Source organism: Pseudomonas sp. CAM1A, assembly GCF_047501685.1.
Classification (GTDB): domain Bacteria; phylum Pseudomonadota; class Gammaproteobacteria; order Pseudomonadales; family Pseudomonadaceae; genus Aquipseudomonas.
In genome coordinates this window covers 1-21,218 of record NZ_JBFNXP010000007.1, presented here as the reverse complement: position 1 = coordinate 21,218, position 21,218 = coordinate 1, and the positions used below count along the sequence as shown (strand labels likewise).

General features: G+C 66.5%; 13 protein-coding genes. 10 read left to right on the top strand and 3 right to left on the bottom strand.

Annotation, left to right across the window (positions count from 1 at the left end):
* Positions 1 to 156 precede the first annotated feature (156 nt).
* From ABZO33_RS16720 to ABZO33_RS16680, 9 genes are all read left to right on the top strand, one after another.
* The gene (locus ABZO33_RS16720) at positions 157 to 933 is read left to right on the top strand and encodes an efflux RND transporter periplasmic adaptor subunit (protein ID WP_414536939.1); all 777 of its coding nucleotides are present in this window, start codon (positions 157 to 159) and stop codon (positions 931 to 933) included.
* The gene (locus ABZO33_RS16715; RefSeq protein WP_414536938.1) at positions 930 to 2,249 is read left to right on the top strand and encodes an efflux RND transporter periplasmic adaptor subunit; all 1,320 of its coding nucleotides are present in this window, start codon (positions 930 to 932) and stop codon (positions 2,247 to 2,249) included. Before ABZO33_RS16720 ends, ABZO33_RS16715 begins: the two co-directional genes overlap by 4 nt.
* On the top strand, positions 2,246 to 4,342 hold the full coding sequence (locus ABZO33_RS16710; RefSeq protein ID WP_414536937.1) for an HlyD family efflux transporter periplasmic adaptor subunit: 2,097 nt from the start codon (positions 2,246 to 2,248) through the stop codon (positions 4,340 to 4,342). Before ABZO33_RS16715 ends, ABZO33_RS16710 begins: the two co-directional genes overlap by 4 nt.
* 87 nt (positions 4,343 to 4,429) lie before the next feature.
* On the top strand, positions 4,430 to 5,230 hold the full coding sequence (locus ABZO33_RS16705; protein ID WP_414536936.1) for an aspartyl/asparaginyl beta-hydroxylase domain-containing protein: 801 nt from the start codon (positions 4,430 to 4,432) through the stop codon (positions 5,228 to 5,230).
* Positions 5,218 to 6,201 carry a sulfotransferase family protein gene (locus ABZO33_RS16700; RefSeq protein WP_414536935.1) on the top strand — a complete coding sequence of 328 codons (984 nt, stop codon included), beginning with the start codon at positions 5,218 to 5,220 and terminating at the stop codon, positions 6,199 to 6,201. Before ABZO33_RS16705 ends, ABZO33_RS16700 begins: the two co-directional genes overlap by 13 nt.
* A 175-nt stretch (positions 6,202 to 6,376) precedes the next feature.
* Complete coding sequence (locus tag ABZO33_RS16695) at positions 6,377 to 6,937, top strand: GNAT family N-acetyltransferase (RefSeq protein WP_414536934.1); 561 nt, start codon at positions 6,377 to 6,379, stop codon at positions 6,935 to 6,937.
* A gap of 75 nt (positions 6,938 to 7,012) precedes the next feature.
* On the top strand, positions 7,013 to 7,603 hold the full coding sequence (locus ABZO33_RS16690) for a phage tail protein (protein WP_414536933.1): 591 nt from the start codon (positions 7,013 to 7,015) through the stop codon (positions 7,601 to 7,603).
* A gap of 138 nt (positions 7,604 to 7,741) precedes the next feature.
* Positions 7,742 to 15,133: an Ig-like domain-containing protein gene (locus ABZO33_RS16685; protein ID WP_414536932.1), complete on the top strand. Its 7,392-nt coding sequence runs from the start codon at positions 7,742 to 7,744 to the stop codon at positions 15,131 to 15,133.
* A 63-nt stretch (positions 15,134 to 15,196) separates the two neighbouring features.
* Positions 15,197 to 16,693 (top strand): TolC family protein, encoded by a 1,497-nt coding sequence (locus ABZO33_RS16680; RefSeq protein WP_038707307.1) that lies wholly within the window; start codon positions 15,197 to 15,199, stop codon positions 16,691 to 16,693.
* A gap of 32 nt (positions 16,694 to 16,725) precedes the next feature.
* Here ABZO33_RS16680 and cysC read toward each other — a convergent pair whose 3' ends face one another.
* Genes cysC through ABZO33_RS16665 form a run of 3 tightly spaced genes read right to left on the bottom strand, consistent with a single transcriptional unit; the run spans position 16,726 to position 19,236 of the window.
* Positions 16,726 to 17,301, bottom strand: a complete 576-nt coding sequence (gene cysC / locus ABZO33_RS16675; RefSeq protein ID WP_414536931.1) for an adenylyl-sulfate kinase — start codon at positions 17,299 to 17,301, stop codon at positions 16,726 to 16,728.
* Between the two features lie 56 nt (positions 17,302 to 17,357).
* Positions 17,358 to 18,374: a hypothetical protein gene (locus tag ABZO33_RS16670; protein WP_414536930.1), complete on the bottom strand. Its 1,017-nt coding sequence runs from the start codon at positions 18,372 to 18,374 to the stop codon at positions 17,358 to 17,360.
* Complete coding sequence (locus ABZO33_RS16665; protein WP_414536929.1) at positions 18,364 to 19,236, bottom strand: LysR family transcriptional regulator; 873 nt, start codon at positions 19,234 to 19,236, stop codon at positions 18,364 to 18,366. Before ABZO33_RS16665 ends, ABZO33_RS16670 begins: the two co-directional genes overlap by 11 nt.
* 151 nt (positions 19,237 to 19,387) lie before the next feature.
* Between ABZO33_RS16665 and ABZO33_RS16660 the strand changes: the two genes are divergently transcribed.
* Entirely contained in the window at positions 19,388 to 20,944 is a 1,557-nt protein-coding gene (locus tag ABZO33_RS16660; protein ID WP_414536928.1) for an MFS transporter, read from the top strand.
* The last annotated feature ends 274 nt before the right edge of the window (positions 20,945 to 21,218 follow it).

The following is a 21,218-nucleotide window of genomic DNA, read 5'->3' as shown; positions in this document are numbered from 1 at the left end:
GGGCTGGCCTCATCGCGGGGCAAGCCCGCTCCCACGCCGTTCCAAGGCCTGCTCCTTGCGCACTGTGAGCATCCCGGATCTTCATCGGCGTGATATATCCGTGCCATCATCTTTTGTCTTACACTCCGGCCATCAGCTCGCAAGGGAGTGCGCAACATGCTTCGCGGTTTCCGTCTGGCTTTGACTCTGAGTCTGTTGCACCTGCCGCTGGCACAGGCCGGTGACCCGCCCGCCGACCCCTTGCTCGATACCCCCGCAGCGTCCAGTGCCGGACACAACCCCCGTGGTGTACTGCGTGCCCGCGATCAGGCCGTGCTGTCCAGTGAGCTGGCCGGGCGCATCGTCGAGATGCCCTATGCCGATGGCCAGGACTTCAAGCAGGGCAGCACCCTGGCGCGCTTCGATTGCAGCGCCTACCAGGCTCAGCTCAACGCCGCCCAGGCCGCCGTGCGCGCTGCCCGCGAAGAACTCAACCACAACCGCCAACTGGCCGCGCTGAAGTCGGTCGGCCAGTTCGAGGTGTCGCTGGCCGAGGCCAAGCAGGCCCAGGCTCAGGCCGAGGCCCAGGTGTACCAGGTGCAGGTCAGGCGCTGCGTGGTCAGCGCGCCGTTCGATGGCCGGGTGGTGCAGCGCCGGGCCCAGCCCCATGAAAGCGTCGCCAGTGGCTCGCCGCTGCTCGAGGTGGTGGACAACCGCTCGCTGGAGATCCACCTGCTGGTGCCCTCGCGGTGGCTGGGGCAGCTCAAGCCCGGCCAACCGTTCGAGTTTGTTCCTGATGAAACCGGCAAGCCGTTGCAGGCACAGGTCAAGCGCGTCGGCGCGCGGATCGACGAGGGCAGCCAGACCTTGCTGCTGATCGGCGAACTGCCCCGCGACAGCGAAGGGCTGCTGGCCGGCATGAGCGGTACCGCCCACTTCGCCGCACAACCATGACGGCCGCCGCCACGGGGGTGGCTGAGCATGCCTTCGCGCTGTTTCTCGGCCTGCAGCGCCAAGCCCGCCAGGCGGCTGGTCCCGAGCAGTTGGCCTACAACATGGTCAACGATGGCCAGACACTATTCGGTTTTCGCCATGCCGCCCTGCTGATCGCCGGCAAGGTTCGGGCGCTGACCGGTATCAGTGTGGTCGAGGCCCATGCGCCGTTCGTGGCGTTTGTCGAACGCGCCGCTCACACGCTCCAGGCAGCCGGCGTCGCGGCCCAGGCCGGGGCCGTGGATCCGGCGACGCTGGACACCCAGGCCCAGGCAGACTGGCGCTCGTTATCCGCCGCCCACGCATTTTGGCTGCCGTTGCTCGATCGCCAGGGCAAAGCGTTCGGCGGGCTGTGGCTGGCCCGCGACCAGGCGTTCAACCCCGCCGAGCAAGCCCTGCTCACTCAGTTGGGGGAGACTTACGCCCACGCCTGGCTGGCTTTGGGCCCGGCCAAACCCTGGCGATTGCGTTGGCCCCGGCGGCGCCTGCTGGTGGTCTTGGGGCTGTCGTTGCTGGTGCTGCTGGTGCCGGTACGCCAATCGGTGCTGGCCCCGGCCGAGGTCGTGCCGCGGGCAGGGCGGGTGGTTGCCGCGCCGCTGGACGGAGTGATCGCCGAGTTCCTGATCAAGCCCAACCAGACGGTTGCCGTCGGTGATCTGCTGGTGCGCTTCGACGCCACCACCCTCAAGGCCCAGGTCGATGTCGCCGAGCGCGCCCTCGGGGTCGCCGAGGCCGAGCTCAAGGCCAGCACCCAGCGCGCCTTCAGCGATGCCGAATCCAATGCCCGCCTCGACCTGCTGGCCGCCCGCGTGGAGCAGAAACGCGCCGAACTCGACTACGCCCGCCAGCTCCTCGGCCGCAGCGAAATTCGCGCCGAGCGTGCGGGCATCGCGGTGTTCGCCGACGCCGAGCGCTGGACCGGCAAGCCCGTGCAGACCGGTGAGCGCCTGATGCAACTGGCCGATCCGCAGCAGGCCGAACTGCGTCTGGAGCTGCCGGTGGGCGATGCCATCGCCTTGCAGCCCGGTGCCGAAGTGGCGTTGTTCCTCGACAGCGACCCACTGCACCGCCATGGCGCTCGCCTGGAACGCGCTGCCTACGAGGCCCAGGCCAGCGCAGCCGGACAACTGGCCTACCGACTGGACGCCGGTTTCGACGAGGCACCGCCGCGCATCGGCTTGCGCGGTACCGCCAAGGTGTATGGCGAGCGCGCTCCGCTGGTCTACTACCTGCTGCGTCGCCCACTGGCTGCGTTGCGTCAGGGGCTGGGGCTGTGACCCTGCCGGTGCTGCGCGCCGACCTGCATCTGTCGCCGGCGGCGGCCGGGCATGACGGCGCGCCGCAGTGGACCCTGGCCGACCCGCTGCGCGGGCGTTACTTCAAGCTGGGCGGTGGCGCCGTGCGGCTGTTGCAGCACTGGCGCCTGGGTGACCCGCAGCGTGTGCTGGCGGCCGCCAACGCCGAGCCTGGCCTGGCAGTCGACGAACAGGCATTGGAAGAGCTCTTGCTGTTTCTCGGCCAGCACGACCTGATCGGCGCCGAAGACGCCCGCCAGCGCGGAAGCTATGCGACCAAGGCCGCCGCCACCCGGCAGAGCCTGTGGACCCGTGTGCTGCACCAGTATCTGTTCTTCCGGATTCCGTTGTGGCGCCCGGATGCCTTCCTCAACCGCGCATGGCCGGTGCTCGAACGCCATGCTGGCTGGATCTTGCGTTTCGCCTTGCCGTTGGTGCTGGCGTTGGGCGTGTTCCTGGTGATCCGCGACTGGTCGCGCTTCATCGCCACGTTCCCGCACCTGTTCAGCCTCGGCGGGATCCTCGCCTTTGGCGTGGCGCTGGGGTTCGCCAAACTCTGCCATGAGTTCGGCCACGCCTTCATGGCCAAGCGCGCCGGGTGCCGGGTGCAGAGCATGGGCCTGGCGTTCATGGTGCTGTTGCCGATGTTCTACACCGATGTCAGCGATGCCTGGCGCGTCAGTGACCGCCGTGCGCGGTTACTGATCGATGCCGGTGGGGTGTTCGCCGAGCTGCTGCTGGCGGTGCTGGCGTTGCTGGCCTGGTCGCTGCTGCCTGACGGCCCGGCGCGCACGGCGGCGTTCATGCTGGCCAGCGCCACCTGGATCACCACCTTGCTGGTAAACCTCAACCCCTTCATGCGTTTTGATGGCTACTTCCTGATCAGCGACCTGTGGCGGGTAGAGAAMCTGCAGAACCGCGCCTTTGCCCTGTGCCGCTGGCGACTGCGCGAGGCGCTGTTCGGCTATGGCGAGCCGGCCCCGGAAGCTTGGTCGCCGACCATGCGCCGTCGTTTGCTAGTGTGGGGCTATGGCGCCTGGCTGTGGCGCGCGGTGCTGTTCTTCGGTATCGCCCTGGCGGTGTATCACCTGTTCTTCAAGGTGCTGGGCATCTTCCTGATGCTGGTGGAGCTGGCTTGGTTCATCGGCTTGCCGGTGTACAAGGAGTTGCGCCAATGGTGGCTGCATCGTGGCCAGGCGGCGCCGGGCAAGACGTTGCGGGTAGCGGCCGCGCTGGGGTTGCTGCTGGCCGTGCTGGTGGTGCCCTGGCGTGGCGCGGTGGAGGTGCCGGCGATGCTCGAGGCGTCCCGCGTCAGCGCCCTGCATGCGCCGGTGGCGGCACGGGTGAAAAGCTTGCCGGTGGGCGAAGGGCAGGCGGTTCGCCAGGGCGAGCTGCTGGTGGAGCTGGAATCGCCCGACCTGACCTCGCGCCAGTCCATCGTGCGCCGCGAGATCGACATCCTGCAGCTGCTGTTACGCCGCCAGGCCGGGCGTAGCGAGACAGCGGCGGATGCCGGCGTGCTCGAACAGCAATTGGCCGAAGCCGTGGCCGAGTACCGCGGCTTGGCCGCCCAGCGCGAGCGCCTGCAGCTGCGCGCGCCCCGCGACGGTGTGTTGCGCGACCTGCCGGCCGGCCTGGCAGCGGGGCAATGGGTCAGCCCGGCACAGACCTTGGGCCGGGTGGTTGAGCCGGGGCTGCGTTTGCGCGGCTACCTGGCCGAGGCCGACCTGTGGCGGGTGGCGGCCGGCAGCGAAGGGCGCTTTATCGCCGATGACCCGGTGCGCCCGGCATTACCGGTGCGCGTGGAGCAGGTGGATGCCACTGGCGTGGCCGTGCTGGAGCTCGAAGCGCTGGCCTCCGACCGCCATGGCCCGGTAGCCGTGCGGCGTGATGGCCAGCAGCGTGCGGAGCCGGTGCAGGCCCAGTATGGCGTGCGCCTTAGCCCGCTGATCGAGGTGCCCGATGTGGCCCAGCCGTTGCGTGGCGTGGTGGTGCTGGAGGGCGCGCGTGAGTCGTTGCTGGGGGCTGTCTGGCGACGGTTGGCGGCGTTGGGGGTGCGAGAGAGTGGGTTTTAGGCGGCCTTTCCCTCCAGACACTCGTCGTTTTTACGCTATCCATCGCCAGGAACACCGTTCAAGACAATGCCAACGCAAGGAGCCCGCATGACCGAGACCACGCTGCCACTGTGTTCCCGCCTTACCTTGCCCACGAACCTGCCCGCGTTGCTGCAGGCCCTGACCCGGCTGGACACTCAAGCCTGGCAGGCGCATTTCAACCGGGGCTACCACGAAGGCGACTGGAGCGGTGTAGCGCTGGTCGCCGCCGAGGACGCGCCGTTGCCGCTGGCCCCAGGCACCGGCGCGCCGACAAGCCTGGCCTGGTGGCAAGACGAGCCGGCCTGGCAGCAAGCGCTGGCACCCTTCCAGGCATCGTTGCGCGCAGCCCGCCTGCTACGCCTGGGCGCGGGGGCGAGGATTCACGAGCACCGTGACCCCGACCTTGGCCGCCCGGGCGGCTGCCTGCGCCTGCACCTGCCGTTGCTGAGCCCGCCGGGCGTGGAGTTCCTGGTGGATGGCCTGCAAGTGCCGATGCGCCCGGGCGAGTGCTGGTTCATCGACCTGTCGCGCCCCCACCGGGTCACCAACCCCGGGCCCGGCGAGCGCATCCACCTGATACTCGACTGCGCGGCCGACCCTTGGTTGCTGGCGCTGATCGACCAAGGCCTGGCGCAGACGCCGGCCTTGCAGCCCGGCAGGGCTGGGCAGGCATTCGAACGGTTTCGCCAGCAGGTGAGTGAGGCCCCGGCATTGGTCGCGCAACTACAGGCGTTGGAGGATCCCCGGGCCTTCGTGGTCGAGGCGGTGCGCCTTGGTGCCGAGCTAGGGCTGGCGTTTTCCGAGGCAGAAGTCCTGGGCGCCATGCGCCGGGGCAAGCAGGCATGGAGCGATCAATGGCGAGTGTGAATACCCCGATGGATTTTCACGGCTGGCTGCCCATCCGCCTCTGGCAAGGCGACGCCGGATGGCGGGTGGACTGGTGCTGGTTCGGCGAGAGGCGCCTGGCCCGGCCGTTTTTCCGCGACGACGTCGACCAGGCGCTGCGCTTGCCGTTCAACCAGGCCATGCGCCGCAACACCGACGTCCAGGCCTTGCTCGACTGGCATGCGCGCAGCCCGGGTCTGGCGCCATCGGCGCTGGTGTTCCATGCCTCGCGCTGTGGCTCGACGCTGATCGCCCAATTGCTCGCCAGCCAGGCCCGCAACATCGTGCTGTCTGAGCCGCCGCCTTTGGACAACCTGCTGCGTGCCGTGCGCCAGGACCCGGCCGCCGCCGCCTGGCAGGCCGATGTATTGCGTGCGCTGTGTTCGGCCTACGGTCAGTGTCGTCGGGGCGACGAGCGCCAGCTGCTGATCAAGCTCGATGCCTGGAACATCTTCGAGGCGCCATTGCTGACGGCGCTGTATCCCCAGGTGCCACGGGTGTTCCTCTACCGTGACCCGCTGGAGATTGTCGTTTCCCAACTACGCCAGCCGGGCATGCACCGGGTGCCGGGCCTGCTCGGAGCCTCTGGGCTCGACAGCGTGCTGCCCGAAACCGAGGGCATGGGTGCGGTGCAATACACCTGCCGGATGATTGGCGAAATCCTCGCGGCTGGCCTAGCGTTGTGCGAACGCCAAGGCGCCATCGCGGTGAACTACAGCGAATTGCCCGACGCCGTGTGGGGGCGTCTGGGACCGCTGTTTGGTATCCCGCCAGGCGATGTGCCGGATTTGCAGGCAATTGCAGCCTTCGACGCCAAGCAGCCGGCCATAAATTTCAGCGCCGATGGCCAGCGCAAGCGTGACGAGGCCAGCGACGAGGTGCGCGCGGCAGTCGCCCGATGGGCCCTGCAGCCGTACAACGCTTTGGAATCCATACGGTTGCGAAATGCCTAGAAAGTGGCGTCAAAGTACCTCGAACGGGTGTTTGAGAAAATAGTCGTAAAGACCCCGCTCGGGTAGTGGCTATATGCCTTGTTCTTCGGCTACGCTGCGAATGATCGTGTAGGACAATTCACTTGGATGTGCGCCCCTCACCATGGGGTAACCTTACGCAGGGAAGCCAGACCCGATGTCCATCCCCGAGGTGAACCTCCGTCCCATGGTGGACGCCGACCGGGCGTTCCTGCGCGAGCTCTATGGCACCACGCGTGCCGCCGAAATGGCCCTGCTGGCGTGGCCGCAGGCCGCCATCGATGCCTTCCTCGACCAGCAGTTCCAAGCCCAGCACGACTACTACCAGGCCCAGTTCGCCGACGCCGACTTCTTCGTCATCGAAGCGGCGGGGGAGCGCATCGGCCGTGCCTACCTGTTGTGGACCGACAGCCACGTGCAATTCATCGACATGGCCCTGCTGCCCGCCTGGTGCGGCCGAGGCATCGGCAGCCGGCTGCTCGGCCAGTGGCTGGCAGGTGCCGATGAACGGGGGCTCAGCGCCGACCTGCATGTGACCTCCCACAACCCGGCTTTGCGGCTCTACCAGCGCTGTGGGTTCCAGGTGGTCGGCGAGAACGGCCTGTCGCTGAAGATGAGTCGGCCAACGTCCATTGCCGCGACTGATGTAACCGGTGAGCCCAGATACCCAAGGGGGCCGGAGCTCCAGACGATTTTCCACGCCGATCGGCAGCTCTGAGCGTGCCTGTCACGAACGTGATTACCTGCGGGCTTTGATGCCCGTCCTTGCCGCGTTGTCAAAGGAGTGCAGTAAATGAGTGAGCCATTCATCGGTCAGATCACATTGTTCGCGGGAAACTTCGCGCCACGTGGCTGGATGTTATGCCAAGGGCAGCTGCTAAGCATCGCCCAGAACACTGCGTTGTTCTCGATTCTGGGTACGACCTACGGAGGCAATGGCCAGACTACATTCGCCCTGCCTGACCTGCGTGGCCGTGCGCCGGTCCAGCAGGGACAAGGCCCCGGTTTGCCGATTGTCGATCTCGGCGAGGCAGCCGGTACGCCGACTACCACGCTGACATCGCTGAACATGGCGTCGCAGGCTGTGAACATTCCCGCCCAGACCGTATCGGTCGCCATCCCTGCCGCAGAAGGTGACGCCGACCTGCCGGCCCCCTCGACCACCGGCGTACTGGCCAAACCGAAGGATTCGTCCGGGTCAGGGGTGACGATCGACATCTACGCCTCCACCGCCAGCGATACCACGCTCAAGCCGTTCAACCTCACCATCCCTGCCACGACGGGCGTGACTGCAGCAGGCAACCAGCCGTTCTCGATCCAGAGCCCGTATCTGGGCATCAACTTCATTATTGCTGTCGAGGGGATCTTCCCGTCGCGCAACTGAAGTCAGGCAAATAGCAGGCAGGACTGCGGGGCGCACATCGGCGCCCCGTCGTCCGTTCAGGATTTCCCAACAAGGACAGGCCGTCCACATCTTCAAGGCCGGCAGGCACAACCAGCCCCAGGGCTGAACGAGGGCATCATGGCATTCTGGAAACGCGGCAAGGACACCCACACACCCAACGTTTCCGTGAGCCGGCCCAACCTCATCCAGGCCCTGGAACCGCGCATGATGTTCGACGCCTCGGTAGGCGTGGTTGCCGATCAGGGGGCTCAGGCGGTCGAAGCCGCTACTGCCGCAACCGGAGGCAAGGACACCAGCGCTGCCAGTGATGCCGCCAGTACACGCGACAACACCGCCCACGAACCGGCCCATGAAGCGGCGCCGGCGACCGCACCAATAGCCGCGATCCCGGGCAACCATGAAGTGGTGTTCATCGACTCGGCGGTAAGCGATTACCAGAAGCTCATCGCAGGCCTACCCGCAGGGGTCGAGGTGGTGGTGCTGGACAACGGCAAGGACGGCTTCAAGCAGATCGCCGACTACCTCAATGGCCGTAGCGACGTCACTTCGGTCGATATCATCAGCCACGGCGACAGCGGCTATGTGTACCTGGCCGGCAATGCCATCTGGGCCAACCAACTGGCCAGTCATGGCGCCGACCTGGCGCGCATCGGTGCCAGCCTGGCACCCGGCGGCGATATCCGCTTCTTTGCCTGCAACACCGGCGCCGGCAGCGATGGCCAGTTGTTCGTCAACGAGGTGGCGCGGCTCAGCGGCGCCGACGTAGGCGCCTCGTCGGATTCGACCGGCAACCGCGCCGGCGAGGACTGGGCGTTGGAGACCGTCTCCGGTGTGGTGGCCAGCGGCGTGGGCGTGCAGCGCGGCGACCTGTCGGCGTTCAACACCTCGCTGGCGACCATCACCGTCACCAGCAGCAATGCCTCGCTGATCGCCAACGATGGCCAGGTGTCCCTGGCCGAGGCCATCCAGGCGGCGAACACCGATACCTCGGTGGACGGCTCTGCCGCGGGCAGCGGCAACGACATCATCGTGTTTCACCAGAACCTGAAAGGCGAGACCATCCGCTGGTCGTCGGCCACGGCGCTGGCGGTGACCAGCAACATCACCATCAACGGCGATGTCGACGGCGACGGCAAGGGCGACATCATCCTCAGCGGCGACGTCAACAGCAACAACACCCGCGATGCCGGCGAGGCCTCGGGCCTGCAAAGCAACGGCGGCGGTGTGCTGATGGTGCGCAACCTGGACATGCGCCATTTCTCCAGCAACATCACCGGTGGCGCCATTCGCGCCAACGGCGGTTCGATCACCGTCGAGGACTCCAATTTCCAGGACAACGCCGGCACTGTGATCAACTCGGCGACCACCGCTGGCTCCACGGTGGTGGTCCGCAACACCACGATCCATGACAACAACGCCAGCATCGTCGGCGCCACCGGCATGTCGTCGCTGGTGCGCCTGGGCGGCAACAACAACCACGTTTTGGAGAACGTGGCGATCTACAACAACAGCGGGACCTACGCCGCCACCGCCACGGTCGCCGGCGCTTCGGTCATCGTGCTGAGCAACAGCACGGGGTCGGTGACCATCGTCAACAGCACCATCGCCAACAACACCTACCTCAATACCAGCAGTGGCACCATCAACTCCGCCGGCCTGGGCTGGGCCACCGGTGGCGCCGGCACGGTGACGGTGCGCAACAGCATCATCACCGGCAACACCGTCAATGGCGCAGCCCTTGATGCCGCCACCAACAGTGGCAGTGGCGGCGGCTATACCAGCACCACCAACCTGATCGGCACGACGGTAAACTTCGTCAACGCCGCCGGTGGCGACTACCGGCTGGCCAGCACCGCCAGCAACGCCATCGACCAGGGCACCCTTGCGGGCGCGCCGGCCACCGACCTGCGCGGCTTCGACCGGCCCCGTGGTGGCGGCGTCGATATCGGTGCCTACGAGGTGCTGTACTCGGCGCCCCCGGTGGTCGACCTCGACACCAACACCGGCGGCAACGACAGCACGGTCAACTTCGCCGGCAGCCCGGTGGCCATCGTGCCGAACATCAGCCTCACCCAGACCGACGGCGACATCCAGGTCAGCGGCGCGACCCTCACTCTGGGCGGCGTGCTCGACGGCGGCAACGAAACTCTGTCGCTCAGCGCCGGGCAGATCGCCACGGCGGCCAGCTACGGCATCACCATCAGCGGCTCCGGCACCACGGTGCTGTCGCTCAGCGGCGTGGCCACCCTAGCCCAGTACCGCTCGATCCTCGCCGTGGTGGCCTACGGCAACAGCACCGGGGCCTGGACCAGTGGCACCCGTAGCGTGACGGTCAGCGTCAACGACGACATGGGCAGTACCACCCGCACGGCCTCGGTGGTGGTCCAGCCGGCCAATGCCGTGCCGGTGATCGCCAACCTCAACGGCGACAGCCAGACCTTCACCCAAGGCAGTGGCGCCGTGCTGCTCGACAGCGGCGGCAACGCCACGGTCACCGACAGCGACTCGGCCGACTTTGCCGGCGGTAACCTGACCGTGGCCGTCAGCGCCAACGGCGTCGCCAGTGAAGATGTGCTGGGCATCCGCCACCAGGGCAATGGCGCCGGGCAGGTCGGCGTCAGCGGCAATACGGTCAGCTACGGTGGCGTGGCCATCGGCACCTACACCGGGGGCACGGGCGGCGCCAATCTGGTGCTGACGTTCAACGGCAACGCCAGCGCCGCAGCGGTCCAGGCGGTGGTGCGCAACCTCACCTACGACAACAGCAATGCCGCCAACAGCATCGGCCAGGCCACCCGTACCCTGTCGGTCACGGTCAACGATGGTGACGGCGGTACCTCGAGCGCGGCGTCGGTGTCGGTGGCCATCCACGAAACCGTGCCGCCCACCGCCACCATCACCCTCAGCGACACGGCCCTGAAAGTGGGCGAGACGGCGACGGTGACCATCATCTTCAGCGAGGTGGTGAGCGGCTTCACCAATGCCGACCTGAGCGTGGCCAACGGCACCTTGAGCGCGGTCTCCAGCGGCGATGGCGGCAAGACCTGGACCGCCACCTTCACCCCGACCAACAGCATCACCAACGCCAGCAACGTCATCACCCTGAACAACGCCGGTGTCACCGACCTGGCCGGCAACGCCGGCGCAGGCACCACCAGTTCGGCCAACTACAGCATCGACACGCAGCGCCCGACGGCGACCCTCGTGGTGGCCGACAGCAACCTGAGCATCGGTGAAGCGTCGCAGGTGACCATCACCTTCAGCGAGGCCGTGACCGGCTTCACCAATGCCGACCTGACGGTGGCCAACGGCACCCTGAGCGCCGTTTCCAGCAGCGACGGCGGGATCACCTGGACCGCGACGTTCACCCCGACCAGTGCCATTACCGATGCGACCAACCTCATCACCCTGGACAACACCGGGGTGGCCGACCTGGCCGGCAACGCTGGCAGCGGCACCACCAACTCGAACAACTACGCCATCGACACGCAGCGCCCGACCGCGACCATCGTGGTGGCTGACAGCAACTTGAGGATCGGTGAGACGTCGCAGGTGACCATCACCTTCAGCGAGGCCGTGACCGGTTTCACCAACGCCGATCTGACGGTGGCCAACGGCACCTTGAGCGCGGTGTCCAGCAGCGACGGCGGCATCACCTGGACAGCAACCTTCACCCCGACCAGCACCATCACCGACGCAACCAATGTCATCACCCTGGACAACAGCGGGGTGAGTGATGCCGCAGGCAACGCAGGCAGCGGCACCACCAACTCGAACAACTACGCCATCGACACTGTGCGCCCGACCGCGACCATCGTGGTGGCCAACCCCACCCTGGCCATCGGCCAGACGTCGCTGGTGACCTTCACCTTCAGCGAGGCGGTGAGCGGCTTCAGCAATGCCGACCTGACGGTGGCCAACGGCACCTTGAGCGCGGTGTCCAGCAGCGATGGCGGTATCACCTGGACGGCGACCTTCACGCCAACCAGCACCATCACCGACGCGACCAACCTCATCACCCTGGACAACACCGGGGTGACCGACCTCGCCGGCAACGCAGGCTCCGGCACCACCGACTCGAACAACTACGCCATCGACACCCAGCGCCCGACCGCGACCATCGTGCTGGCCGACAGCAACCTGACCGTGGGTGAGACCACCACGGTGACCATCACCTTCAGCGAAGCGGTGAGCGGCTTCACCCTGGCTGACCTCACTGTGCCGAACGGTACCCTGAGCGGGTTGGCCAGCAGCGACGGCGGTATCACCTGGACGGCCACCTTCACCCCGACAATCAACGTGCAGGACGCGAGCAACGTCATCACCCTGAGCAATACTGGGGTGGCCGACCTGGCCGGCAATGCTGGCTCCGGCAGCACAAACTCCGCCAACTATACCGTCAGCACTCTGCAGCCCACGGCGACGGTGGTGGTGAGCGACTCGGCCCTGCGCGTGGGCGAGACCAGCCTGGTGACCATCACGTTCAGTGAAGCGGTGAGCGGTTTCACCAACGCCGACCTGACGGTGGGCAACGGCACCCTGAGCGCGGTGTCCAGCAGCGATGGCGGCATCACCTGGACCGCCATCTTCACCCCGTCGAGCAATATCCAGGACGCGACCAATCTGATCACCCTGGACAACAGTGGCGTGGTTGGCGCCAGCAGCGGCAACGCCGGCTCCGGCACCACCGACTCGAACAACTACGCCATCGATACCCTTCGCCCGACCGCAACCATCGTGGTGGCCGACAGCAACCTGGCCATCGGCCAGACGTCACTGGTGACCATCACCTTCAGCGAGGCGGTGAGCGGCTTCAGCAATGCCGACCTGACGGTGGCCAATGGCACCTTGAGCGCACTGATCAGCAGCGACGGCGGCGTGACCTGGACCGCGACCCTGACCCCGACTGCCGGCATCACCGACACCAGCAACCTGATCACCCTGGACAACACCGGCGTGACGGACCTGGCCGGCAACGCCGGCTCAGGCACCACCGACTCGAACAACTACGCCATCGACAGTCAGCGCCCGACCGCCACCATCGTGATCGCCGACGCCAACCTGACCGCGGGTGAAACCACCACGGTGACGTTCACGTTCAGCGAGGCGGTGACCGGTTTCACCAATGCCGACCTGACAGTGGCCAACGGCACCCTGAGCGCGCTGAGCAGCAGCGACGGCGGTATCACCTGGACCGCGATCTTCACCCCGAATGCCGGGGTGCGGGACCTCAGCAATCTGATCACCCTGAACAACACCGGTGTCAGCGACCTGGCTGGCAACGCCGGCGTCGGCACCACCTCGTCGGCCAACTACACGGTCGACACCGTGGTGCCCACGGCCACCATCGTGGTTGCCGACAATGCCTTGCGGGTCGGCGAAACGTCACTGGTGACCATCACCTTCAGCGAAGCGGTCAGCGGCTTCACCCTGGCCGACCTGAGCGTGGCCAACGGTACCTTGAGCGGCTTGAGCAGCAGCGATGGTGGCATCACCTGGACCGCCACCCTCACGCCCGGCAACGGCGTCGAGGACAGCAGCAACCTGATCACCCTGGACAACAGCGGTGTGGTCGCGGCGTCTTCAGGCAACGCCGGGGTGGGCAGTACCGACTCCAACAACTATGCCATCGACACCCGCGTTCCCAGCGTGACCAGCGTCGGTGGCCCGGTCGGGGTCTCCTACAATGCCGGGGATTCGCTGGTGTTCGTGGTCAACACCAGTGAAGCCGTGCAGGTATCGGGCTCGCCAAGGCTGGCGCTGGATATCGGCGGGCACACGGTGTTTGCCGAACTGGTGGCCGGGGCAGGCACCGCGACGCTGGTGTTCCAGTACACCGTGCAGGCCGGGGACAACGACAGCGACGGCATCACCGTAAGCGGCCTTGCCGCCAATGGCGCGACCCTTGTCGACGCCGCGGGCAATGCCATGGACCTGACCCTCAACGGCGTAGCCGACACCCACCAGGTGCTGGTCGATACCCAGGCGCCAAGCGCGATCGGCATCGTCACCCTCGACCCGTCGCCGAGCAATGCCCAGAGCGTGCGCTTCACCGTGACCTTCAACGAGCAGGTCAATGGCGTCGACCTCAGCGATTTCAGCCTGGTCGGCACCGGCTCGGCCAGCGGCACGCTCAGCGGCCTGCAAGCGCTGGGCGGCGGAGTCTATGTGATTACCGTCAGTGGTGTGCACGGCACCGGCACCCTGGGCCTGAACCTCAATGGCAGTGCCACCGGTATCACCGATGTGGCCGGTAACGCACTGGTCGGTGGCCTGACCGGCGCCACGTATAACATCGACCGCGACGCCCCCACGGTGGGCAGTGTCGGCGTGCCGGTCGGCGTCCTCTATAACACCGGCGATGTGCTCACCTTCGTGGTCAACACCAGCGAAGCGGTGCTGGTCGACGGCGTGCCGCGGCTTGCCCTGGATGTCGGCGGGCGCACGGTTTACGCCGATTTCGTGGCTGGCTCAGGCACGCCGACGCTGGTGTTCCAGTACCAGATCCAGGCCGGCGACAACGATGCCGACGGCATCCAGGTGCTTGGCCTGTCGGCCAATGGTGCGAGCCTGCACGATGCGGCCGGCAATCAACTGACACCGGGGGTGAACAATATTGGCGATAGCCACGGGGTCATTGTCGACAGCACACCACCCAGCGTGGTCTCGATCGTGGCGAATCCGTCGCCGACGCCGGGCAGCCAGTCCTTCACCGTGACCTTCAGCGAGGACGTCAGCGGTGTGGATCTGGGCGACTTCGAACTGCTGGCCAGTGGCAATGCCAGTGGCACGCTGCAGTCGCTGGTGCGCCTCGACGGCCATACCTGGCAGGTCAATGTCGCAGGCGTGGCGGGCAGTGGTGGCCTGGCCCTGGGGCTCAAGGCCAGTGGCAGCGGCATTCTCGATGGCGCAGGCAACACCCTGGTCGGCGGCTTCGCCGGGCAAAGCGTGACATTGCAGTCGACCGATGGTGATCCGGAGTTCCGCGCCTACCCACCGGCGCGCCCGGGCCAGGCCAGCCCAGGTACGCCGGTGATCGCACCGTTGCCGGTAACCGCGCCGTTCCAGTCGCCGCTGCTGCCACAGCCGCTGTTCGAGGTGCCGACAGCGGGCGGTGGGCTGCCGACCTTGGGCAATCTGTTCATCCACAACGGTGCGCTGGCGCCCAGCTACCTGGCGCAGGTGTTCGCCGGCCAGCACGCTGACAGCGGTATCGGCAATGGTTCGGGGGCCGGCTTCCTCGGCTTTGGTGGCGGTGACGCCAATGTCTTCGGGGCCAGCAGCCTGGCCAACATCTTCGACAAGACGCTGCCGGATGACGGTGGTCAGTATGAACTGAGCGGTGGCAAACCATTCCGCCAGGGGGCAGAGGCCGGGGCGGGCAAGGGCCTGACCGGGGCGCCGACCCTCGGGCAGCAGTTGCAGGCCTTCCGGGAGGGGGAGCAACACCAGGCCAGGCAACTGGCGCAGGCGTTGGGGCAGGTCGAGGTACCCGTGCCGCAGGCTTGAGCCGGCGCACGCGAGCAATCCAATTAGAAGAACAGCAGTGCCGTACCAAGGGGGCGGACAGGGATGAGCAGAGCATCGAGGATTTTTGCGGTAAGCGTACTGGCACTGGCGGTAACGGGGTGCGCGGTCAAGACCCAGCCCATCGACCGCAGCGTCAGCGAGCAGCGGGCGCGGGCGGACCTTGCCAGCATGTTCAAGGGCCAGGAGGCCTTGCACGGGCCGCTGACCCTGCACCAGGCCATGGCCCGTGCGGTCAAGTACAACCTGGAGGCACGCCTGAAGATCATGGAAGAAGCCCTGGCCCAGCGCCAGGTCGACCTGGCCACCTTCGACATGCTGCCGCGCATGGCCCTGTCGGCCGGTTACGCCGGACGCAGCAACGTCAGCGCATCGAGCAGCCAGAGCGTGCTGACCAATACCCAGTCCCTGGAGCCATCGACCTCCCAGGACCGCGACCGCGACGTGGCCGACCTGACCATGGTGTGGAACGTACTCGACTTCGGTGTCAGCTATGTCAGCGCCAAGCAACAGGGCGATCAGCGCCTGATCGTCCAGGAACGTCGGCGCAAGGTGGTACAGACCATCATCCAGGACGTGCGCTCGGCCTACTGGCGGGCGGTCGCCGCCGAACGTCTGCTCAAGCAGATCGACGCACTGATGGTGCGGGTCGAGCAGGCCCGGGACAACAGCCAGCGCATGGGTGACCAGCGCATCGGCGACCCGATCCAGGCGCTCAACTACCAGCGCTCGTTGATCGAGGCCACCCGCCAGCTGGAAGAACAGCGCCGCGCGCTGTCGCTGGCCAAGACTGAGCTGGGGGCACTGATCAACCTGCCGCCGGGTAGCGAGCTGACCCTCGCCGCCACCGACGACTACAGCGTGCCGGAGCTCAAGGTAGGCCTCGAAGCGCTGGAGCAGCAGGCCCTGGCCACGCGCCCCGAGTTGCGCGAGCAGGACTACCAGGCCCGCATCAGCGCCGCCGAGGTGCGCAAATCAATGCTGCGCATGTTGCCGGGGCTGGAGTTTTCGGCGGGCGGGCACTACGACAGCAACAGCTTCCTGACCAACCAGCACTGGGCCGATTATGGCGTCAAGGTCACCTGGAACCTGTTCAACGTGCTGTCGGGGCCGGCATCCATCGATGTGGCCAAGGCTGGCGAGCAGGTGGTCGAGGCGCGTCGCCAGGCGATGTCGATGGCCATCCTGGCCCAGCTCTATGTGGCCAATGCCAACTACAACGAAGCTCGCCGCCAGTTCGCCACCAGCCAGCAACTGGTCGCCCTTGACCAGCAGATCGTCGAGCAACTGCGCAATCGCCATCAGGCGCAGGGCATTGGCGAGCTGGAGCTGATCCAGGGCGAACTGAATGCGCTGCAGGCCGACCTGCGCCGCGACCTGGCCTATGCCGAGCTGCGCAACAGCTATGGCCAGGTGTTCGCCAGCGCCGGGCTCGACCCGTTGCCGCAGACCCTGCCGTCCGGCGAACTCGCCGACATTGCCCAGGCCCTGGGCAACAACGAGGCACGCTGGCAGCGTGGCGATATCGCCCCGGGCAGTTGAGCACAACCAGCAGGCGCGGGATCAGCCCGCGCCTACTGCGGTTGGTGCAGTACCCGCTGCTGTACGTACGCCAGCAGTTGCGCCGTTGCTAGCGGCAGCGGCACTTGTGCCGTCTCCACCACCAGCTCCGGTCGCTCCGGCACTTCGTAGGGCGCATCGATCCCGGTAAAGGCCGGCAGCTCTCCCGCCCGGGCGCGGCGATACAGGCCCTTGGGGTCGCGGGCCTCGCAGGTGGCCAGATCAGCCTTGACGTGCACTTCGTGGAAGCCTGCCTTGCAGGCCAGGCGCGCGGCGGCGCGTCCGGCGCGATAGGGCGAGATCAACGCGGCAATGCAGATCAGCCCGGCATCGGCGAACAGTGCCGCCACCTCGGCTGTGCGGCGGATGTTTTCGTGGCGATCCTCGGGCGAGAAACCCAAGTCGGCATTCAGCCCTGTGCGCAGTACATCACCGTCGAGCACGTAGCAGCCATGTCCCAGCTCATGGAGCGCTCGGGCCAGGGCCTGGGCCAGTGTCGACTTGCCCGCGCCTGAGAGTCCGGTAAGCCAGATGACCGCGCCAGCTCGGGCACGTGCCGGTGGATGTTCATCGCTTCCTGCGTGATGCACCTTGGACGTCTCCGAAAGGGGGAGGACCCGAGTGTACTGCGCGGCGTGGTGATATGTCAGTGGCCGGAAAACAGCAGCTGGGCAACGCCTGGATCGGTCAGCAGGCGGGCGGGGTCATGGCCGATGCCCGGCAGTACGTATTGGCGATGCGCGAGCGCTATCGACCAGCGCTGGGCCAGAAAAGCCTCGTAGCGCAGGTAGTTGAGTTGCCGTTCGACCCGGTCACTGCCCTGGGCCTGGGCTGCACAGCTGCGGTCCATGATCCGGCTGTGCGGGTGACGGTCGCGCTCGCCGACCAGGTAGGTCACGTCGCGTGCGGCGTAGCGGCTGAGCACCTGGCGGGTATCGAGACGCTGCGTGGCGAAGTAGTCCGGTGCGCCCGGCAGGCCATAACGGTAACGGTCGTAGTCGGCGCACTGCGCTGCAGGTAAAGGGGCGAAGCCTTCGCCAAGGGGGCGGTTGGCATCCAGGTACAGGTAGGTGGAGGGGCTGGCGACAAGGTAGCGCACATGGATGCCAAGGGCGCGCAGCGCCTGGTCGCCCGTGCCGAGCAGGGTGTAGCGCTGCAACAGTTGGCCGCCGGCGGAGTGGCCGATCAAGGTGATGTCTTCAAGGTGTGGAAACCGATGACGATCGGCGAGGTAGGCAAGAAGGTCGTCGAGCACGGCAAATGCGGAGATGCCGGTGGGCCCGGCCACGGACTCGTGGCCTTGCAGCCATTGGCTTTTCACCCACAAGGGCGGAGTGGGCGTTGCTTGTGGATCGTCTTTGCTGAAGAAGCGGGGGGCCAGCAGCAGCGTATCGTCCTGGGTGAGTCCCGCATTGCCGAGCAGCAGCAGGCCGCTGCGATAGTAGTGGTCGGCATCACGGCGCACGCCATGGAGCACGATCACTGCATGTCGGACCGGCAGGCGGGTGTCGAGCCTGGCATTGGCGTAGGTGAAGAAAGGGTAGGGCGCAGCCTTGCCCAGCGCCATCGTCTGCATGGTGTCGTCGGCCCACGCGGGCCAGGCCAGGCAGGCAAGCAACGCCAGCAGCACCCGATAACCGATGCGTAGGTGATCATTCGGCACCTTGGCGTACTCCCTCTATATAGCGCAGCACTGCGGGCGACTTTTCGAAGCGGCGGTGCACCAGGCTCAGCCATGAACTTGCCTGGGCGTCGGCGATGGGCCGGTAGTTGACCTGGGGCAAACTGATACGCTGGACCACCGACGCCGGTACCACAGCCACGCCCTGGTCCAGTGACACCAGGGTGAGCACCGCCACCAGGCTGCCCGGTTGCGGTCCCAGGCGCGGGGTGAAACTGCCCTGGCTGGCAATGGCCAGTGTGCCGGAGATCTGCTCGGGCAAGATGAAGGTTTCGTCGGCCAGGCGTGAGGCCGGGATGGTCTTCAGTTCGTTGAGGCGCGAGCTGGCCGGCAGCGCCAGGACGAAACCTTCCTGATGCAGGGCAATGGCATTCAGGGTCTGCGGCAGCTCCATCGGCGAGCGCAAGTAGGCGAGGTCGAGTTGGCCCTCGTCGACAAGCGAGGGGAGTTCGAGCATGGGTACTTCGCGAATGTTCAGCTGTACGTCGGGATAGGCCTGGACAAACCGACTGACCTGTTGCTGCAGGGTGCCGGAGTAAGCCGCCGAGGCAACGTAGCCGAGTTCGATCCGGCCACTGTCGCCGCGACCGGCACGCTGCGCACCCAACTGCGCGGCGTCGAACTGCTGCACCGCCTGTTCGGCCTCGGTGAGCAAGGCCTGACCTGCAGCGGTGAGGCTTACCTCGCGCTGGCTGCGTTCGAACAGCCGCACGCCCAGCTCGCGCTCCATGTCCTGGATTTGCCGGCTCAGGGTCGGCGGGGCGATACCCAGTTGCTCGGCGGCGCGGGTGAAGTGGCCGTGGCGGGCGACGGCAAGGAAGTAGCGGAAGTGACGTATCTCCATGGGGCCTCGTTAGCCAGGCGCTAATGACGCGGGACGTGCTGGCTAACAAGCCGGGCGCCCTGCGGCGTTATGGTTGAGGCAACACTACAAGGCTGGCGTCGTGGCGGTAAAGCGGCGACGACCCGCCTGCTCTCTATAACGGAGCCTTGTCATGCCTGCAGCCGCCTCACCACGCTTCACCCTGTTCACCGCCTCGGCGGTGTGCGCCGTGATCATCCTCGACACCAACATCGTCGCGGTCAGCTTGCCCAGCATTGCCCGCGATCTGTCCGGCTCGTTCAGCGATATCGAATGGGTGGTCAGTGCGTACTTGCTGGCGTTCGCCGCCTGCCTGCTACCCGCTGGCAGCCTGGCCGACCGTTTTGGCAGGCGGCGCATGCTGCTGCTCGGCCTGGCGCTGTTCGGCGCTGCCTCGCTGGCGTGCGGCGCCGCGCCGAGCCTGTTGTTCCTTGATCTGGCCCGCGCAGCCAAGGGCATCGGTGCCGCGTTGTTGCTGACTGCCGCGCTGGCCGCCATCGGCCACCGTTTCCATGCGCCGCAGGAGCGCATGCGGGCCTGGGCCTTCTGGGGCGCCTGCATGGGCGCGACCATCACCTTCGCGCCGCTGCTCGGTGGACTGATCGCCAGTACCTTGGGCTGGCGCTGGATCTTCTATATCAACCTGCCGCTGGTGATCGTGCTGGCGTTCATGGTCGTACGCAGTATCGAGGAGTCCCGCGACGGTTCGGCGGCGCGGTTCGATCCACTGGGCAGCCTGACTTTCGCCGGTGGCCTGGGCTACCTGATCTGGGCCTTGATCGACGCCAATCGGGTCGGTTGGGACAGCGCCCCCACGTTGGGGCGTCTGCTGATCGCCGCGTTCCTGCTTGGCCTGTTCGTGATGGTCGAGCGCAGCCAGGCGCGGCCGATGGTCGACCTCGGCCTGATGCGCAGCGGGCGCTTCATCGGCGCCTTGCTAGGGATGTTTGCCTATGCCGCCTGTGCGCAGGTAATGATGACCTTGCTGCCGTTGTACCTGCAGGGCGGTTTGCAGCTGTCGGCCCTGGCCGCGGGCGCGGGCATGTTGCCGTTCGCCGTGGCCATGCTGCTCACGCCTCGGCTGGGCATGCGCATGGCTGCGCGCCTGTCGCCGGCCCAGGTATTCGCATTGGGGTTGGTCCTGGTCGGGGTGGGCAACCTGGCCTGCGCCTGGGCCACCGGCCAGGGTGGCTATGCCGCGTTCGCCCTGGCCAGTGTCGTGCTGGGCGCCGGCGCCGGGCTGCTCAATGGCGATACGCAGAAGAACATCATGGCCTGCGTGCCGCGTGAGCGCACCGGTATGGCTTCGGGGCTGAGCACCACCACGCGCTTTGGGGCCATCGTCCTTGCCATAGGAATTCTCGGCGGCATCCTTGCGGCGCGCAGTGGGCAACTGCTGCGCGATGCCCTGGCGATCCAGGCACCCGAGGCGCTGGGTGCGGCAGGGGAGATGGCCACGCGGGTGGCGGCGGGGGATCTGCAGGCCGCGTTGGCGTTGCTCGACCCAAGGCTGAGAGAGGTGGCGGCACCACTGGCGCGCCAGGCGCTCATCGGCGGCTTCGAGGCGGTGCTGTACAGTGCCGGTGTCGCGGCGCTGATCTTTGCGGTGCTGGTGGGGGTATTGCTGAACAAGCCCTTGCCGATCGGGGAGGTTCTTCATCAGTCTGAACCGGACATTGCAAATATATGAAATTAACGGTTGACGGGGTTTCAGATCCCCTTATAATGCGCCCCACTTCCAGCGACATCGGAACGAAAAACTCCTTGAATATCAATGAGTTGATTGTTGAAGAGAGTTGCGGAGGTGCTTCGGTATCACGATCGGCAGCGGTGAAAAAGGCAGTTGACAGCAGGTTGTAACGCTGTATGATTCGCCTCCCGCTACGAGAGATCGCAGCGAGTCAAGTGTTTGAAGTGAAACGAAAAACTTCAAAATAAACGCTTGACACGAAATGAGGAAAGCG

Bases quoted from the DNA above. Each gene is read 5' to 3' on its own strand.
- ABZO33_RS16700 (WP_414536935.1), top strand. From the start codon at position 5,218: ATGGCGAGTGTGAATACCCCGATGGATTTTCACGGCTGGCTGCCCATC.
- ABZO33_RS16680 (WP_038707307.1), top strand. From the start codon at position 15,197: ATGAGCAGAGCATCGAGGATTTTTGCGGTAAGCGTACTGGCACTGGCG.
- ABZO33_RS16665 (WP_414536929.1), bottom strand. From the start codon at position 19,236: ATGGAGATACGTCACTTCCGCTACTTCCTTGCCGTCGCCCGCCACGGC.
- ABZO33_RS16720 (WP_414536939.1), top strand. From the start codon at position 157: ATGCTTCGCGGTTTCCGTCTGGCTTTGACTCTGAGTCTGTTGCACCTG.
- ABZO33_RS16690 (WP_414536933.1), top strand. From the start codon at position 7,013: ATGAGTGAGCCATTCATCGGTCAGATCACATTGTTCGCGGGAAACTTC.
- ABZO33_RS16660 (WP_414536928.1), top strand. From the start codon at position 19,388: ATGCCTGCAGCCGCCTCACCACGCTTCACCCTGTTCACCGCCTCGGCG.
- ABZO33_RS16685 (WP_414536932.1), top strand. From the start codon at position 7,742: ATGGCATTCTGGAAACGCGGCAAGGACACCCACACACCCAACGTTTCC.
- ABZO33_RS16695 (WP_414536934.1), top strand. From the start codon at position 6,377: ATGTCCATCCCCGAGGTGAACCTCCGTCCCATGGTGGACGCCGACCGG.
- ABZO33_RS16715 (WP_414536938.1), top strand. From the start codon at position 930: ATGACGGCCGCCGCCACGGGGGTGGCTGAGCATGCCTTCGCGCTGTTT.
- ABZO33_RS16705 (WP_414536936.1), top strand. From the start codon at position 4,430: ATGACCGAGACCACGCTGCCACTGTGTTCCCGCCTTACCTTGCCCACG.